The sequence below is a fragment of the Apibacter muscae genome, assembly GCF_007845635.1.
Lineage (GTDB): Bacteria > Bacteroidota > Bacteroidia > Flavobacteriales > Weeksellaceae > Apibacter > Apibacter muscae.
Genome location: NZ_SELG01000035.1, coordinates 1 through 17,327, shown reverse-complemented (window position 1 = coordinate 17,327; position 17,327 = coordinate 1). Strand labels below are relative to the sequence as shown.

Annotated in this window: 12 protein-coding genes; 7 read left to right on the top strand and 5 right to left on the bottom strand. The window is 31.5% G+C overall.

Translation table 11 applies throughout. From position 1 onward, the window contains the following. The first annotated feature begins 24 nt into the window (after positions 1-24). Complete coding sequence (locus tag ETU08_RS07760) at positions 25-2,961, top strand: T9SS type A sorting domain-containing protein (RefSeq protein ID WP_146262465.1); 2,937 nt, start codon at positions 25-27, stop codon at positions 2,959-2,961. A 95-nt stretch (positions 2,962-3,056) separates the two neighbouring features. On the opposite strand, the gene ETU08_RS07755 is transcribed toward ETU08_RS07760, so the two are convergent. The 3 genes from ETU08_RS07755 to ETU08_RS07745 are packed head-to-tail and all read right to left on the bottom strand — an operon-like array spanning position 3,057 to position 7,308. Then, complete coding sequence (locus ETU08_RS07755; protein WP_146262464.1) at positions 3,057-3,674, bottom strand: tetratricopeptide repeat protein; 618 nt, start codon at positions 3,672-3,674, stop codon at positions 3,057-3,059. An 8-nt stretch (positions 3,675-3,682) separates the two neighbouring features. Beyond that, positions 3,683-5,158 carry a polymorphic toxin-type HINT domain-containing protein gene (locus ETU08_RS07750; RefSeq protein ID WP_185145295.1) on the bottom strand — a complete coding sequence of 492 codons (1,476 nt, stop codon included), beginning with the start codon at positions 5,156-5,158 and terminating at the stop codon, positions 3,683-3,685. Positions 5,159-5,175: 17 nt separating this feature from the next. Further along, entirely contained in the window at positions 5,176-7,308 is a 2,133-nt protein-coding gene (locus ETU08_RS07745; RefSeq protein ID WP_146262462.1) for a type VI secretion system Vgr family protein, read from the bottom strand. A gap of 277 nt (positions 7,309-7,585) precedes the next feature. On the opposite strand from ETU08_RS07745, the gene ETU08_RS07740 reads away from it, so the two are divergent. The 6 genes from ETU08_RS07740 (at position 7,586) to ETU08_RS07715 (ending at position 15,491) form a co-directional block, all read left to right on the top strand. After that, entirely contained in the window at positions 7,586-8,203 is a 618-nt protein-coding gene (locus ETU08_RS07740; protein ID WP_146262461.1) for a bifunctional nuclease family protein, read from the top strand. Between the two features lie 108 nt (positions 8,204-8,311). Continuing rightward, on the top strand, positions 8,312-10,315 hold the full coding sequence (gene uvrB, locus ETU08_RS07735; RefSeq protein WP_146262460.1) for an excinuclease ABC subunit UvrB: 2,004 nt from the start codon (positions 8,312-8,314) through the stop codon (positions 10,313-10,315). Between the two features lie 314 nt (positions 10,316-10,629). Next, positions 10,630-11,964 (top strand): Na+/H+ antiporter NhaA, encoded by a 1,335-nt coding sequence (gene nhaA / locus ETU08_RS07730; protein ID WP_146262459.1) that lies wholly within the window; start codon positions 10,630-10,632, stop codon positions 11,962-11,964. Beyond that, positions 11,958-13,352 (top strand): TrkH family potassium uptake protein, encoded by a 1,395-nt coding sequence (locus tag ETU08_RS07725; protein WP_146262458.1) that lies wholly within the window; start codon positions 11,958-11,960, stop codon positions 13,350-13,352. The genes nhaA and ETU08_RS07725 overlap by 7 nt, the downstream gene beginning before the upstream one ends. A gap of 14 nt (positions 13,353-13,366) precedes the next feature. Next, positions 13,367-14,056: a potassium channel family protein gene (locus ETU08_RS07720; protein WP_146262457.1), complete on the top strand. Its 690-nt coding sequence runs from the start codon at positions 13,367-13,369 to the stop codon at positions 14,054-14,056. Positions 14,057-14,147: 91 nt separating this feature from the next. After that, a complete protein-coding gene (locus ETU08_RS07715) occupies positions 14,148-15,491 on the top strand; it encodes a TIGR00341 family protein (RefSeq protein ID WP_146262456.1) in 1,344 nt (447 codons plus the stop codon). A 221-nt stretch (positions 15,492-15,712) separates the two neighbouring features. On the opposite strand, the gene ETU08_RS07710 is transcribed toward ETU08_RS07715, so the two are convergent. Both ETU08_RS07710 and ETU08_RS07705 read right to left on the bottom strand, forming a co-directional pair. Continuing rightward, positions 15,713-15,946 (bottom strand): hypothetical protein, encoded by a 234-nt coding sequence (locus tag ETU08_RS07710; RefSeq protein ID WP_146262455.1) that lies wholly within the window; start codon positions 15,944-15,946, stop codon positions 15,713-15,715. Positions 15,947-16,047: 101 nt separating this feature from the next. After that, positions 16,048-17,214: a hypothetical protein gene (locus ETU08_RS07705; protein ID WP_146262454.1), complete on the bottom strand. Its 1,167-nt coding sequence runs from the start codon at positions 17,212-17,214 to the stop codon at positions 16,048-16,050. Positions 17,215-17,327: the final 113 nt, after the last annotated feature.

The following is a 17,327-nucleotide window of genomic DNA, read 5'->3' as shown; positions in this document are numbered from 1 at the left end:
TTGTAACTCAATTAAAATTAACTTATGAAAAAAAAATTTACTCTGTTCGTTTGTATATTTTTGTATAGCTTACTCCAAGCACAACAATATGAGGTAGATACCAATTATGGTACCCAAGGCATGGCCCTACATCAACTAAAAGGAGATAAACAGTTTGCCACCGATTATGTTCAACTACACAATGGGAAAATACTTATTTCAGGAACTACAGGAGTTATACGAATAAATGAAGATTATACGCAAGATTTCAGTTTTGGAAAAAAAGGAAGAATACGAGTACCACTAGATCGAATTTTTGAAAGAGCAGATCATAAAATAATAGGAATAAAAAAGAGTATAAATCCTAATCTTCTTACCATTCATTGTTTTTTGGCTGACGGAAGTTATGATAGGTCTTTTGGAAACCAAGGAACTTTAGAAGTAGATTTAGAGGATAATGATTCAATAGATTTTAGCAATAATTCCTTAGGAATGGCTATTCAAGGAGATCAATTGTTGCTAGCATTGTACTCTGGAAAAGTTATAAGATTAACTTCTAATGGGAATTTAGATACTACTTTTGGAAATCAAGGAGTAATTAATATTCCATTACCAAAAAAAGTTGAGGGAATAGTAAGTTCAAATAATGATATAAGATTAGTTGTTGATATAATAGTTGAATCTGACGGGAGATTAATATTTGGAACAAATGTTTTTCCTAAGCAAGGATTATCAGAAAATCATATTGCTTATATATTAAAATATTCATCAGAGGGAATATTAGAAACGACTTTTGGGGAGAATAAAGATGGTAGCTATATTATAAAATATTTAAATGGTTCAATTGTCTATCCATTAACTGCACGTCTACATAAAATACAAATGGGCCATAATAGAACTATTCTAGCTCTAACAGAGGTACAGAGTAATGACAGTAATTATGAACCGAGTATGATTTTTAGTAAAATTTCTTACGACGGCAAAAATAAACTTAATGAAAATGTACTTCACTCCGGATTTACTAATCCTTCTTATCCTCCAACGATAGGGTCTTCTACTTTGGTATATAAAAATATTTTAGAACTTTCAGAAAACAATTATGTAGTAACAGCATATTGTAACAGTAGTCAAGCCCCTAAAAAATTTTATTATGATCAAGGAGCATTAGCATTAATAAAGCCTGATGGGACTTTTGATGCTAATTTTGGAAATAATGGCGCTTTTTATATAACAGATTCTAAAACAGGTTTTGCTAGTAATGCCATAGGAACTTTAGAACTAAAAGACGGTAGTTTACTAACCATAGGTTCTTATCTATTGTACAGCTTTTCAGGTGAAGAAAATTATGGAATAACACTGTATAAATTTGATCAAAGAGGAAACCCTATTTTAACTTTTGGTAAAGGCGGAAAAATGATTTATTCTATACCTTCTGAAAAACAAAGCATCTTCACTATGGGAGTTCAACCAGATAATAAATTATTGCTAGGCTCATCAACCATATGGAGGTTGTTAGAAAATGGTAGTTTTGATTCAGAATTTAATCCTATAAAGAATGAGTATTCAGTATCGGGCACAGGAGGAGCTGATTATTATTTCAATGGTTATTTAAAGATTAATTCTATGGATGGAAGTATCAAAACTGTTGGAAAGGATATCAATAGTTATACTAATAATGGAATACTATTACATCGTACTTCTTCGATGGATAGAGGTAGCAATCATTCGGATGTATTAGCAATTCAACCGGATGGAAAATATATATTTATGAGAAATAAATATAGTTCTAACGGGGTAGGAGCACCAGCAGAACAGAATATATATAGAAATAACCCGGACGGAACCTTAGATAATACCTTTACCTTTGATAAAGATTTTTTAACATATTCCTCAGATGCTAATCAAATCCAAAGTATAGCATTGCAAGGCGATCAATTATTAGTAGAAGGGAATTTTATTATGGTTGGACCTCCAAACCCAATGCAAACTCAGAAAAGCATTAGGCGTTTTAACTCCGACGGATCCTATGACTATACCTTTACCCCCCTAAAACCGAGACCTATAAAATTACAATCTGATAAAAAAATAATACTTAAAGATGGAACCTATCTAGAAAGATATTTACCCGATGGAGACCTAGATCTAAGCTATGGAACCAACGGAAAAGTAGACTTAAATTCGATATTAGAAATCAGTACATTTACCTACCAAATATTGCCTGACGACAAAGTTCTAATACACGCTAAAACCACCCAAGGAGAAAATCAACTCCTACAATTAACCCCAGAAGGCAAACTAGACAGCAATTTCGCCAACCAAGGCATCTATACCATAGATCCATCTCTAGATGCCCAAATTGTACAAGTACAGCCAGATAGTAAAATACTAATAGGCGGAACTAAAACCCTAGACGGAGAAGAATACATGGCCGTACTAAGACTTAAAAAGCAAGAAAACCAACAACAAACCAATAAAAACCAAAGCATAGAAGCCCCAAAAACCAAAACAGAACCCCACGAGCCCCTACATTTCACGCCCAAATTCCAAGAACAACCCGAAACATACTACTGGGAAGTAAAAATAGGCACAGAAAAAAGAACCTACACAGACCCAGAACTCAATCTAACCCTAGAAAAAGAAGGAATCTACACCATCACTCTATTTGCTACCTATTCAGACGGAACAGAACAAAAAACAGAACAAACCATAGAAATAAAAAAAATAAATATTCTAGAAAATCAACCAGAAAACTATGAACAAGAAGTAACCATTACCCCCAATCCAGCCACTAGCTATATCCATATAAAAGGCACCAAAGAAGGGAAGAAAATAACTATTGAAATCATAGATACGAACGGACGATTATTACATAAACAAGAAGGAATCACAACGATGAATATCCAAAGCTTAGCACCCGGAGTATACTTTATAAAAATAAAACAAGAAGGAAAAACAACCGTAAAGAAGATAATTAAAATATAAATACCGTTACAGAGTAGGATAACAAAAGCTTGTTTATTAACAAGCTTTTGTATTTTACATTAATAAATCTAACTCTCTTAATTAAAGAATAAAGGTTAGTATTTACAATCTTTCTCATCCAAAAAGAATCCAAAGGATTTTTTAGGTTTTCCATCATCTAAAGGAATATTATGTTTTTGAGCATAATCCTTAAATTGTTTTTTCTCAAATTCTTCCCATTCTTCTTGGGTATAGGTCTTGCCTTTGTAATTGATAGTTTTATTTATATGTTCTTCTTTTAAGTTATTTTTATTTTTACATTTAAGAAAAAAAAGTAAATATTTGTTATCATGATTTTTAAAATATTTTTCTTCTGCTAATTCATAACTTTTATAAAAATAAAAAAATGCATCATCTTTTTTATTACTTTCATAAAGATATTTCCCAATCATAAATTGAAGTTGAGGATCTTTTCTATCTTCAACACAATTTAAAGCCAACTTATAATTTTCTATAGCTTTATCATATTCTTTTGAAGGTAAAAGAGACATTGCTAGACAAGTAAATAATCTCTTGGAAAATTCATGCGAATTTTTAGGTTCAGGTATTAATTTTATAGCCTTTTCAAAATTGGAGATAGCTCCTTTAAAATTGTAAAATTCATAATCGTCATAACCTTCTCTCATATAAAAATAGATTTTATTTAAATTTTCTTTTTCTATATTCTTTTCCATATTTAAGTTTATTTTTGAGGTAAAGGACCTTCCACTGGTTTTTCGCATGCATTATGAACTAAAACTTTTTCTATTCCTACAAAATAGGTATGAAATTCTTCTACTTCAAAGTTATATACCTTTTCATAACTATATAAAAATTGTTTATTCTTTATACGATGCCATTGATTATCCTGAGCTAATAAATAATCTTCTGTACTTAATTCATTCGCCTCTTTCCAACCCTTTTTTGTATAAAAAGGATGCTCTTCTGTTGTTTTTATTTTATCATCTTCTAATATTAGTACAATTAGTTTATTGGTTTCTCTTATGAAAGTTTTCAATACTTTCTTTAGAGAAACTTCATTGTTAAGCTCATTTTTTGCCCAAACTAAATCTCCGGGGGTTATATTTTGAATAACTTTATGTCCTTTTTCTGTAGATATTAATGTTCCTGCAGGAAAACAAGCCAATACTTTCTTTCCTTTCATAGCATCCGACTGAGCACCAAGATACTTAGCCATAACTTTACATGCCCCTTTAGAGCCATAATCGTTTCTAATAAAAAAACTAGGATCACTTTTTAAAACACTTGCATCTAAAGTTTTATCATTTATAAGTTTTAATAATTCATTATTCTCAGAGTTTTCAATGTTCAAATTATCAGTATAAGTTTGAATAGCATCAAGTCCTTTACCGTATCCAAAATCATAAACATCTCCAAGATTATCCATCAATTCTCCAAGTTCATCTAATTTTGATAACTTGGATACTTTTCCTACTAACTTACTTATAGGAATTGCACTAGCCATATTAATTAAGCCATCCTCTCCATTCCCTTGCATAAAATTGTTGTTGGATTTCATAAATGCATCAATCAGACCATAAAAAGGTATAAATCCTTCTATAAACTCTAATCTATTTATTTTAGCTTGATCTCCAGAAGCTAAAAAAGAATTAAAATTATCAATAGAACCAGCAATTTTTTCTTCATAAAAAGAACTAATTTCACCTGTACTTCGTTCAGAATTCCTCTGTTGTTTTATTAAGTCTTCATAATTTTTCATACTTTCTTCTTCATTATTTTTTGGAACTACAACTGAACTTTTATTAAAATCTGACATTTTAGGAATAGAGGGGAGTTTATCCCATTTATCAAGTTTTCCTCCCCCTTTTTGTCCTGAAGTCGAAAATTTAATTATTCCCCCATTATTACATTTAAGACTACATCTAAATACAAGGGTATCTTTATGTTCTCCTTTAAGAGGACCATAAGTATCCTGCCATTTTCCAGAAATATCTGGAACACATTTTTTTCTTCCTTTAGCTTCGCAAAATGCAAAATCACTAGGTAAATTAACCCCTAGTTTTAAGTCATTTTCTACTCCAACTATTCCATCAATTCTATAATGAGTATTACTTGTGGGTTGAAATTGATCAATAGCAGTGCCTTCAGTACAATAGATTAGAGCCTTACTTACGATGTATTCTAACGGATTTGGCATAATATAAATATTATAAATTAAAAAATATCTGTATCTGGTGAAACGCATTTAATGCTACTAGCTCCTTCTAATAAAATTTGGTTTCCTTTTAATGCGGCTCGATTTCCTTGTATTATAGTTTTATTGGAAGACATCATAATACTATTGGCAGCCAATGCTGTAATTGAACCAGTATTAGATATTGTTTGAATATTCCCACTATTGGAAGTCATGGTAATTCCGCTTCCGTCAATAACTATCGTATTTCCACCTACTTTTAGTGTGATATTGGTATTCCCTTTCAGCGTAATATTTCCGGAAGCATCCATTTTTAAAGTACTGGCATCATCTCCTACGGAAGTATTCGCATTAGACCCTGCATTCACTGAATGAATAAGATTGGCAATCGTAGTTGCATTTCCCGCACCATCAAATTTCATGCTTGCACCTCCGTTATCCGTTAGCAAGGCACTCCCTTCCTTATCATTAAACTGAATCTTATTTCCAGTGGGAGTTTGCAAACCTTTGATATAATTCCCGGCCCCTCCGTGTCCGGATTTTCCTTTGCCGTTAAACATGGCTCCTAAGCTGACCGGCTTTTCGGCGTTGCCGTTCTCAAAACTAACAATGACTTCTTCACCAATCTCCGGTATCACATGCATCCCTTTGCCTTCTCCTGCATAAGGGGTGATGGAACGGATCCAAGGAGTTTGTCCGTTGAAGGCTCTCTGCCAAGGAAATTGTACCCGTATTCTACTCATGCCCTGTGGGTCATTGTTATCGGTAACTATGGCAGATTGCTCTTCACAAGCCGGAAAGGCATCTTCATCCATATAGGGTGGAACTTCGTTGTCCTTAGGTATGGCAACGATATGGTTGTAATATCCTTCTGTTATGTCTTGGTAATGCTTAATTTCTATAATCCGATAAGTTTCTAATGGAACTTCTCCATTTTTAAAAATGCTATGTCCCGGCATCCATGCTTTCAGCTTTACATTGTCACCTACCTTCAAGTTAGGATTGTTGGTCTTAGCTTCCATATAAAAGACATTCTGTCTTCTTTGTTTTTGTTTCTTTACGGCTCGTTCCAATTCACTTGGTCCACCTTCTAACAAACTATGGTTGTACAAAGAAGAGGCAACTTTGGAATAAATTCCCTCAGAAGCATCCATTGCATGTTGTTGAAATGGGTTTACTAAACGCCTACTGAGTCGTACCGATTGTGAGTTTATGGTATAGGTTTCGGCTTGTTTAGCATCGTAAGCGGTATAACTAAACTTTTGTGGCATAAGTTTCATTCTAAGTGTGCAATCGTAAACGTCTTGTTCTTCCACCAGTTCCCAAGTTTTACCTCTGTAAGGTCCTAAAACAATCTGTTGACCGTTATAGTAGAGCCATTCTCCGTAGCGAGTAGCTAACCGTTTTATGAAATTCCAATCTGATTCTCGATATTGTACGGTATAAAGAAGTCTGTCAGTGAGTAAGGGTTGAAGATCTAACTGAACTAAATCCGTAGGGTACTCGGTGGTAGCCTTGGTGACTATCTCTTTTAAATCCAGATTTTCAAAACTTTGACAATCTAAACCGTTTTCCAATAAAATAGTGGGAGATTTACCGGTGAATACTAATTGAGATTCTCCATTCTCACGAACGTTAGCAATGTCTGTAATAATACCGGTATAAACCAAAGTCGCAGAACCAAACTGCATGAATTGTATGGTGGCTCTTTTTCCTAAGAAATTTCGGGCTTTTTCTAAAGGATAAGCCTTGGGATCTTCTATAGCATCGGAAAAACAACGAATTATAAAAGTATCATGTTCAGCCACTTTTTGTTCAATTTTAACTTCAAAATGGCTGTCTGCCAAAACTCTTTCACCGCCGATGAATATTTTACTAAAGACAATATGAGAATTCGCTAAATTTTTTTCCGGATCTCCACCATAGGTAGCAATTAAAGAATTCAAACCTTTGTACTGCGCATATTGCTCTTCGGTAAGTAGTCCGTTAGGCAGGGAGTAAATATCTCCAGGGATAATATTTTTTATAGGAGGTACTTCATTTGAATCAAATTCATCAAGCAGATTTACTTTTTTAGTCTTAGAAATTTCTCGGGAAGCATCAGATAAATTTAAAGCGGAATTTTTATCTGGGTTAGGTTTAGATTTACTCATAATTTAAAACAATTTATAATTATATAAAAATCGATATAAATATATGTAAATAAAATAAATTAGTAAATATTTATTTTAATAAATTAAAATTTTTTCAAATAATTCAATTATTGAATAAAATTTTTTATAAGTATTATCAATGTAACTGCTTTTTAAGGTTAAATGTTTCATATTCCTTAAAATTGAAAGAATGAATGGGTGAAAAGTTGAAAATGCTTTATAAAAATAATTTGTAAATTGCAAGCTAGAAATTTATAGGAAAGCATTGGATTATTTTATGGAATTAATACGATTAAACATTAGAGGGATTTCTTACAGCCAAACACAAACCGGAGCTTATGCTTTGATTTTGGAAGAAGATTTTGGTAAGAGGAAAATCCCTATCATTATAGGAAGTTTTGAAGCTCAATCCATAGCATTGGCTTTAGAAACCAATATTGATCCTCCACGTCCGATTACTCACGATCTATTTGCAACATTTGCCAGAAGTTTCTACATAACCGTAAAGGCTGTATTTATTTACAAATTGGTAGATGGGGTTTTCTATTCCAATATATTATTCCAAAATTCTGAAACAGATGAAGAAAAGGAAATAGATTCTAGAACTTCTGATGCCATAGCCCTAGCCGTAAGATTTAATGCTCCTATATATACCAATAAAGAAATTATGGACAAGGCTGGTGTATATATGGAAATGAAGCAGCAGTCCAGTGATGAGGTTAATTACGGAAATGTCATTGATGACATCGATAACCAGTTAGAAAATTATGAGGAGGAAGATTCATTTCATCATTTGTCAGATTTGGAAATTAAGGAATTAATGGAAAAATCTTTGGAAAGTGAAGATTATGAAACCGCTGCAAAACTTAGGGATGAGTTGGCAAGAAGAGGTTAATTTTTTTAGTTTTCTTATATCAAATTTCTTAAAATTATGAGTTTTATCAAAAAGAAAACCTAGCATTAAAATTGTATAGGCTAATATTCTATACATCTATATTCACGAATGAAATTTAAAGTTAATTCATCCTTCCAGCCAACAGGAGATCAACCCAAAGCTATACAAACCCTTGCTCAAGGGATTTTTAATCAGGAGAAATACCAAACACTGTTGGGAGTAACCGGTTCTGGTAAAACATTTACCATTGCCAATGTAGTGGAGAAAATCCAACGCCCTACAATTATATTGGCTCATAATAAGACTTTAGCTGCACAGCTTTATATGGAGTTTAAAGAATTTTTTCCAGACAATGCGGTAGAATATTTTGTTTCTTATTACGATTATTATCAACCGGAGGCATTCATGCCTACCACCAATACATACATTGAAAAAGATTTATCCATCAATGAAAATTTAGAGAAGTTGCGATTAAGTGCAACCTCTGCCTTACTATCGGGTCGGAGAGATGTATTGGTAGTTTCGTCAGTCTCCTGTTTATATGGTATAGGAAACCCTCAAGAGTTTAAAAATAATATGCTTTCTTTACAGGTGGGTAAAAAGATTACCAAAACTCAAGTTTTAAAACTCTTGGTTAATGCTCTTTATTCCAGATCTGAAATAAATTTTGCCCGTGGTAATTTTAGAGTTAAAGGTGATGTAGTTGATGTATTCCCGGCTTATTCCGATACCGGGATACGGATACAATTTTTTGGTCATGAAATTGAAAGGATTGAAAATGTGGATTATGCTTCTAACAATGTTATAGATTCAGTAGAAAGCATTCATATTTATCCGGCCAATTTATTTGTTACTTCCCCAGAAACTTTAAACGGAGCTATAAGAAATATTCAGATTGATTTAGGAAAGCAGGTAGATTATTACAACGAAATTGGGAAACATTTAGAGGCTCACAGATTAAAGGAGCGTACCGAGTTTGATTTGGAAATGATTAAAGAATTGGGCTATTGCTCGGGGATTGAAAACTATTCCCGTTATTTAGATGGGCGTATGCCTGGTTCAAGGCCCTTTTGTTTGCTGGATTATTTTCCCCAAGATTATTTAATGGTTATAGATGAAAGCCATGTAACACTCCCCCAAGTACATGCTATGTATGGTGGAGATAGAAGTAGAAAAGAAACCTTGGTTGAATATGGCTTTAGATTGCCGGCTGCCTTGGACAATCGACCTTTAAAATTTGAAGAATTTGAAGGGATGCAAAATCAAGTGGTTTATGTAAGTGCAACACCTGCCGATTATGAACTGCAAAAGTCTGAAGGTGTTTATGTAGAACAAATTATAAGACCTACCGGATTACTAGATCCAGTTATAGAAGTAAAACCTTCATTAAATCAGATTGACGATTTAATGGCTGAAATACAAAAGAGGGTAGAGGAGGATGAAAGAGTTTTAGTTACAACCCTAACCAAGCGAATGGCAGAAGAACTCACCAAATATTTAAATAAGTTTGGGATTCGCACGCGCTTTATTCATTCAGATATTGATACTCTTGAGAGGGTTGAAATAATGCAAGATTTAAGAATTGGGAAATTTGATGTTTTAGTGGGTGTGAATTTGCTTAGAGAGGGTCTAGATTTACCGGAAGTTTCTTTAGTTGCCATTCTTGATGCGGATAAAGAGGGTTTTCTTAGGTCTCATCGTTCTTTAACCCAAACGGCTGGGAGAGCGGCACGTAATATTCATGGTAAGGTGATTATGTATGCGGATAAAATGACAGATAGCATGAATAAAACGATTGAAGAAACTGCTAGGCGGAGAGAGATTCAGAATCAATACAATATAGAACATAATATAACTCCACAGCCATTAAAGAAAAAGATTACCAGTATAACCATTGGTAATATGGAAACTCCGGTGATAAAAACTTATGCTGAAAATTCAGAGGTGCTTAAAGTTGCGGAAGAATCTGCAAACTATTCTAAAACGGATGTAAATAAACTCATCAGTAAAAAGCAGAAGGAGATGGAAAAGGCCGCAAAAGAATTGGATTTTTTAACTGCTGCTAAAATTAGAGATGAGATCAAAGAATTGAAAGAACGGATTAAGAAATAGTGATGAATATATAAACCTCCCTATAGGTAGAAACCTCTAATTTTTTGAAATCTAATATCCATTAAGGTTGCTTTCCTAATTTAAAAATATATAATGTAGCCTTTGATTCGGATTTTGATATTGTTAATATTGTAATTGAATGAATATAACAACATTCTCTTATGTTTAAATCTGTTTTTTATCTCAAATTGTAACTTTGTTAATAGCATAATTTATCTATATAGAAAAATATATTTATTTTTGAAATTCAATAAGGATCAACATTAAAATCTTTATTGAATTAAGCCATTGATTAACCCTAAAATTTACATTTTATGCCAGAAGAAAAAAAAGTACCTATTGATATTGTTTTAAAACCTATTCAAAGATTTATTTTAGAAGAAAAATCTGGAGGAATAGTTTTAGGTTTAAGTGTGGTTATAGCCATGTTTTTAGCCAATGGTCCATGGTCTAACGAATACTTTCACTTTTTAGAGCGTAAATTTGGGTTTGTATTTAACGGAAATTCTTTTTTTGAGTATAGTATCCATCACTGGATCAATGATGGATTAATGGCAATATTTTTCTTTGTAGTAGGATTAGAACTTAAAAGAGAAATTGTAGGAGGAGAGTTGTCTAATCCGCGAAAAGCATTATTGCCAATTGCAGCAGCCATTGGAGGTATGGTGGTTCCCGCACTTATTTATATTGCATTTAATAATTCTGGAGAAGTTCATCACGGTTGGGGAATTCCTATGGCGACAGATATTGCTTTTGCCTTAGGCGTATTATTCTTACTAGGAAGTAGAATTCCATTAACGATCAAAATATTTCTTACTGCTTTAGCTATTGTGGATGATTTAGGAGCTGTACTGGTAATTGCTTTTTTTTATACTTCAGATATTTCCTATTATAACTTAGCCATCGGTTTTGTTTTTGTATTGTTAATGTATTTAGGAAACAGAATGGGCGTAAGAAGTATTTTATTCTATGCCGTTTTAGGTATATTAGGCGTATGGACGTCCTTCCTACTTTCCGGGGTACATGCAACCATTGCATCTGTAATTGCTGCTTTTATGATTCCTGCAGATGTTAAAATAAAAGAGAATCTTTTTTTTGAACGAATTAGGAAATATTTAGATAAATTTAAGTCTAAAGATCCTAACAGTAAAATACCGACTTTAACCAATGATCAGTTACATATCTTAGAAAAAATAAAAATAGATACCAATAAGGCAATTCCTCCTCTACAAATACTTGAGCATGCCATGCATCCTTTCGTAACTTTTATAATTATACCTATATTCGCATTAGCCAATGCAGGGGTTTCCTTAGACATTAATATAGATGAGCTTTTTAGTACGCACGTAGCTCTTGGGGTTGCTTTAGGTTTACTTTTAGGAAAGGTACTAGGGGTGGTAGGATTTACTCTTTTATTAGTAAAATTAAAAGTAGCTCCTTTTCCCGAGGGAATGAATATTAAAAATTTATTGGGGATCGGTCTTCTAGCTTCCATAGGATTTACCATGTCTTTATTTATAACCTCTTTAGCCTTTACCAATCCAGAATATGTTGTCCAAGCAAAGATTGGGATTTTTGTAGCTTCTATTATTGGAGGCATTCTAGGGTATATAGTACTTAGTCGCTCTACGAATAGTAAACCATGTTAACCGAAATTAAATATATTGGATTAAATCCAGCTCGTTTATTTATTTTTAGTTTTTTAGGATTAATTCTTATCGGCACAATTTTACTTATGCTTCCTTTTGCTACTACCAGAGGAATTAGTATTATAAATGCATTATTTACTACAACTAGTGCTGTTTGTGTAACCGGCTTAGTGGTATTAGATACAGGGAAAGACTTTACTTTATTTGGGCAAATTGTTATTATTAGTCTAATTCAAGCAGGTGGATTAGGAATCTTAACCTTTGCTAGTTATTTTAGTTATTTTTTTAAAGGAGGAGCCTCGTACGAAGATCAATTAGCTATGGGGACCATTTCAAACATTGAAAAAATCGATGAAATTTTCAAAACTTTAAAAAGAATATTAATCATTACATTGGGTATTGAAATGGTAGGAGCTATTTTTATTTTTGCTAGCTTAGATCCTAACTTAATTCCTTCATTTTCACAACGAATTTATTTTTCAGTATTTCATTCTATATCAGCCTTTTGTAATGCTGGGTTTTCTACACTACCTTATGGAATTATGGAAAATGGGTACGTTCATAACTATTTATTTCAATTGAGTTTAATTTTTCTATTTATTTTAGGTGGATTAGGTTTTCCAATTGTTATCAATGTATTGAAGTATTTAAGCCATGTAATTATAAAAAATTTCTTCCTTGCATTTAGTAAACGAAAAGATGTGTACAAACCTAGAGTAATGAAGCTAGGGAGTAAAATTAATATACTAACCACTTTGTTTTTAGTTATTTTAGGTACTACATTCATATATGTGAATGAATATTGTAACATATTAGCTTCTCATAAGGGAATAGGGAAATTTATTACTGCTTTGTTCACAGCTACCACTCCTAGAACGGCAGGTTTCAATACTATTGATTTTAGTCAATTGCATCTTTCTTCTATAATAGTAATAATTATTCTTATGTGGATAGGTGCATCACCAGCATCTACAGGGGGAGGAATTAAAACGAGCACGTTTGCCATTGCAGTTCTAAATTTTCTAAGTTTAGGAAAAGGACAAAAAAAAATTGAGGTTTACGGTCGTGAAATTAACGATCTTTCCATAAGAAGAGCCTTTGCTGTTATTTCACTTTCTTTAATTTTTTTGGGAATAGGTTCGTTAGTCATTTCTTATTTTGATAAGGATTTGCAATTGTATGAAATCATTTTTGAATCTGTTTCAGCTTATAGCACAGTGGGTTTAACATTAGGGATTACATCTTCACTTAGCATGGGGAGCAAAATAGTATTAATTGTACTTATGTTTATAGGAAGAGTTACAGCACTAACCCTTCTTATTGCATTTTTTAAACAAGTAAAAAAATGCGATTATACTTATCCATCGGAAGACGTATTGATTAATTAAATAAAAAAAATCAGATGAAATATATAATTGTAGGTTTGGGGGTTTTTGGTTCTTCTCTTGCGGAAAAACTAGTTTCACAAGGCAATGAGGTCATTGGTGTAGATATGAAAATGCAGAGGGTAAACGAGTTAAAGGATAAAATTACACATGTGGTGTGTTTAAATGTTACAGATGCAGCAGCAGTGGAAACCTTACCCCTAAAAAATACGGATGTTGTCATTGTTTGTATAGGAGAAGATCAAGGCGCAAATATAATGGTCACTGCACTATTTAAAAATTTAAATGTGAAGCGTTTAATTGGTAGGTCATTAAATCCTTTGCATGAAAACGTATTACAAGCCATTGGTGTTCATGAAATTGTACGGCCGGAGGAAGAAACAGCTGAAAGATGGGCAAAAAAACTGACCCTTAGAGGGATGGTGGATTCTTTTGAATTAAATGAAAATTATAGTATTGTAGAAGTTTTAGTTCCTGAAATTTTTATAGGGAAATCTATTGAAGAAATAGGATTTCGTAGAGAATTCAATATTTTGGTTTTAACTGTAGTAAAGAATATAGAAAGAAAAAGTATTATCGGAAAAACAAAAATAGTATCTGAAGTGCAAGGAATACCAAAGCCAGAAACTATTTTAGAGAAGGATGATATATTAGTTGTATATGGAGCTAACAGAGATATAAAGAAATTTATTTCTGATAATAGATAATAATAGGTGAGTTCTGAAAAATAATAAAATAATATAATTTAAGAATAATATATTTATTATAATTAAATTTGAATATAAAATTATATTAAATATGTATCATTTATTACGTAAAGCTATCATTTATATAAGTTTAAAAAAGCAGACGGAAGATTTTGATGAAATTCACGACTCTATTGTGCAAGGAATATCCTTTAAGGGTACTAACCTTTGGATATTGGTTTGTGCTATTTTAATTGCCTCAGTAGGTTTAAATACCAACTCAACGGCTGTAATTATAGGAGCTATGTTAATCTCACCTTTGATGGGACCTATTAATGGTATGGGATATAGCATAGCCATTCACGACTTTAAACTTCTTAATCAATCTATAAAGAACTTCTGTTTTGCTGTGTTGGCAAGTATTGTTGCATCCACCATTTACTTTGCAATTACACCCGTTCATACAGCTCATTCTGAATTGTTGGCAAGAACGAATCCTACTATTTATGATGTATTGATTGCTCTTTTTGGTGGTTTTGCTGGCATTATCGCCATCAGCAGTAAGCAGAAAGGGAATGTTATACCAGGGGTAGCTATTGCAACTGCTTTAATGCCTCCGTTATGTACTGCTGGATATGGATTGGCAACATTTCAATTTTCTTTTTTTTACGGCGCCATGTATTTATTTACTATTAATACGGTTTGTATTGCTTATGCCTCAGTATTAATTTCTCAAATGTTAAAATTTCCAATTAGAGATAGCCAGATAAGTGAGAAAAGAAAGAAAAGAATTCACCATGGATTGTCGCTAATCCTTCTGATTATTATTTTGCCAAGTATTTATTTAGGTTATCAAATGTCTCAAAATGAAAAATTTAGATCGAATGCGGATAAATATACCCGTAATATTGAGATCTATAAAGGTAATTATTTACTGAATAAAAAGATAAATCCAAACAAAAGAGAAATAAACTTAGTTTATGGAGGATCTTTATTAAGTGAGGCGGATAAGAAAGCTATTATTAATAAAGCTATAGCCTATTCATTAGCGGATGCTAAAATTGTTATTGAACAAGGTTTAGCAATAGATCAAAATTTAGATAAAGAAGCTACTAATGCACAATCAGAAGAAGAAAGATTGATGCAACAAATTGCACGGTTAAATTTAGAAATATCTAAATATAAACAAAAAGTTGATAGTATTAAATCTCTGCCATTAATAGGTAAACAACTACTTTCTGAATTATCTCCAATTTATCCACAAATAGAAAATTGCATGTATACAAATGCTAACATATATTCTAAAGATGATTCAATCCAAGAACTTAAATCAAGTATATTAATGATTTCATCTAATCAGAAATTTTCTATTATTGATCAAGAAAAGATAGAGAGTTGGATAAATAAAAGGCTTAATAATAATAAAATAAAAGTTATTTTTAATGAATCAAATTAAAAAAGAGTAATTATTTAAATTTAATGTTAGTAATATTTTTGAGGAATGAATCTTAAAAAAATATAAATTGCTATAAAGTGATTATTTTCATTATTAATATTATATCCATTTTTTTTAGTTTAATTTAAATTTAGAGATTTTATTATAGAGTATTTAGATATGCAGATCAAGTTAACTGGAGAATGCCTCTACCTTTAAATCGATCATTACTAGAAGCATTATTACTCAATAATTCCTAGCGGTAGTAAAGAAAACAGTTTTAACAATAGTTTCAGCCAAAAAACAATTTTTTGCATACAAGAATTAATACCATATTTGGTAAAAGCCAAGTTAAATTCATTTACAGATCTAGCCAGAGATTTATCATCCAATCCAGCTTGTCTCGCCCAAAGATTATTTTCAACATCCTCAATAGAGAAATTTTTAATTTCAGAAGACCATAATTGAAAAAGCATATCCTTAAAAAAATCGATTGTTAAAGGCTTATTACAATAACAATCTTTTTTATGACTACTTTCCCCCCAAATCACTCAAAAAATGTAAATCAATAGAGCAACTATTCATTAAAAGGAAGAACCTCACTAACCCAATAATCCTCAGCCATTTTATATCTTTCCTTAAATTCAGGTAAATTATAATAATTATTTCTTTCAAACTCTTTTTTATAGAGCTCTTTATAATCCATCATAAAAGTCCATCCCATGAATTTATAAGGATCTTCAATATTAATATTTTCCGCATACCTAAATTTTTCCCCGAAACTAATTATTCTACCAATCAATTCACATTTTTGAGCAAGACTTATCTGCTTAATCAAAGCATTAGGATTTTTCACATCATAATCCAAAACATATTGTAAGTATTTTAATAAATAATTAAGATATTTTTCCTTATCAACAGAAAGAAGATTATCAATAACATTAAAAAAATTATTATGAATTGAAATAGAATTATTACAATATTTAGTCCAAATTAACTCACCAAATTCATCCAGATTCTTCTCATCAAACGGAGTATTATCAAAAAACCATTTATAAAGTTTTTTATCCTCGGTATAGCCAAAGGTAGTTACTAAACTACGCATAAATTGTGCATCGTTAGTAATTAACCAAGCAAATTGATTTTGATCTTCATTAAATAAATATTTATTCCTTGCAATTAATAATTTTTTTATAAACCTCCTTTGTGACGATAAATTCTTAGTATCTCTCCAATGAGGAACTTCTAAATTATCTGTCCAATAAGAATCAGTCTTTATTAATATTTTATTTTCTACTTTAGCTATTTCAGGATATTCTTTTTGATAATCTATTAATTCTGGGATTGCATATAAACTTGTTATAAAATTTTTATTCTTTATTATAAAAAAACCATTATAGATAGGATTTCTGGTATAAATTATATCTCTACTACATTTATCATATAAATCTACATATAAATATCTTTTTTCAGATTTTTCATCTATTATCCTGTTGAATTTTGATTTAATTTTTTCTTTGAATTCTGATGATGTTAGAGTTTTATAGCCTTGTGTTTTTAAAATATTTTCAATTATAGGAATGGTAGCATCTAAATCTTTTTCAGAATATTCATGAGATTCATATTCGTCTCCTAATGGAACACTATTTCCATCTTCTAATTGAGATTTTAAAATGTTTTCTATCCCCTCCTGAGCAGAAATAAAAATAATATTAAATAAAAATAAAAAGTATACCCAATTCATATTTAAATAAATTTTAAAATTTTTATTTCCTTTCTAAAAAAGAATTTTTATACTTAGGATCCCTAGGATCAGGACCAGGATTATCTCTACCGCATACACCATCATATTCACAT

Excerpts from the sequence above, each read along its gene's own strand:
- ETU08_RS07760 (WP_146262465.1), top strand. The coding sequence starts at position 25 with ATGAAAAAAAAATTTACTCTGTTCGTTTGTATATTTTTGTATAGCTTA.
- ETU08_RS07755 (WP_146262464.1), bottom strand. The coding sequence starts at position 3,674 with ATGGAAAAGAATATAGAAAAAGAAAATTTAAATAAAATCTATTTTTAT.
- ETU08_RS07750 (WP_185145295.1), bottom strand. The coding sequence starts at position 5,158 with ATGCCAAATCCGTTAGAATACATCGTAAGTAAGGCTCTAATCTATTGT.
- ETU08_RS07745 (WP_146262462.1), bottom strand. The coding sequence starts at position 7,308 with ATGAGTAAATCTAAACCTAACCCAGATAAAAATTCCGCTTTAAATTTA.
- ETU08_RS07740 (WP_146262461.1), top strand. The coding sequence starts at position 7,586 with ATGGAATTAATACGATTAAACATTAGAGGGATTTCTTACAGCCAAACA.
- uvrB (WP_146262460.1), top strand. The coding sequence starts at position 8,312 with ATGAAATTTAAAGTTAATTCATCCTTCCAGCCAACAGGAGATCAACCC.
- nhaA (WP_146262459.1), top strand. The coding sequence starts at position 10,630 with ATGCCAGAAGAAAAAAAAGTACCTATTGATATTGTTTTAAAACCTATT.
- ETU08_RS07725 (WP_146262458.1), top strand. The coding sequence starts at position 11,958 with ATGTTAACCGAAATTAAATATATTGGATTAAATCCAGCTCGTTTATTT.
- ETU08_RS07720 (WP_146262457.1), top strand. The coding sequence starts at position 13,367 with ATGAAATATATAATTGTAGGTTTGGGGGTTTTTGGTTCTTCTCTTGCG.
- ETU08_RS07715 (WP_146262456.1), top strand. The coding sequence starts at position 14,148 with ATGTATCATTTATTACGTAAAGCTATCATTTATATAAGTTTAAAAAAG.
- ETU08_RS07710 (WP_146262455.1), bottom strand. The coding sequence starts at position 15,946 with ATGCTTTTTCAATTATGGTCTTCTGAAATTAAAAATTTCTCTATTGAG.
- ETU08_RS07705 (WP_146262454.1), bottom strand. The coding sequence starts at position 17,214 with ATGAATTGGGTATACTTTTTATTTTTATTTAATATTATTTTTATTTCT.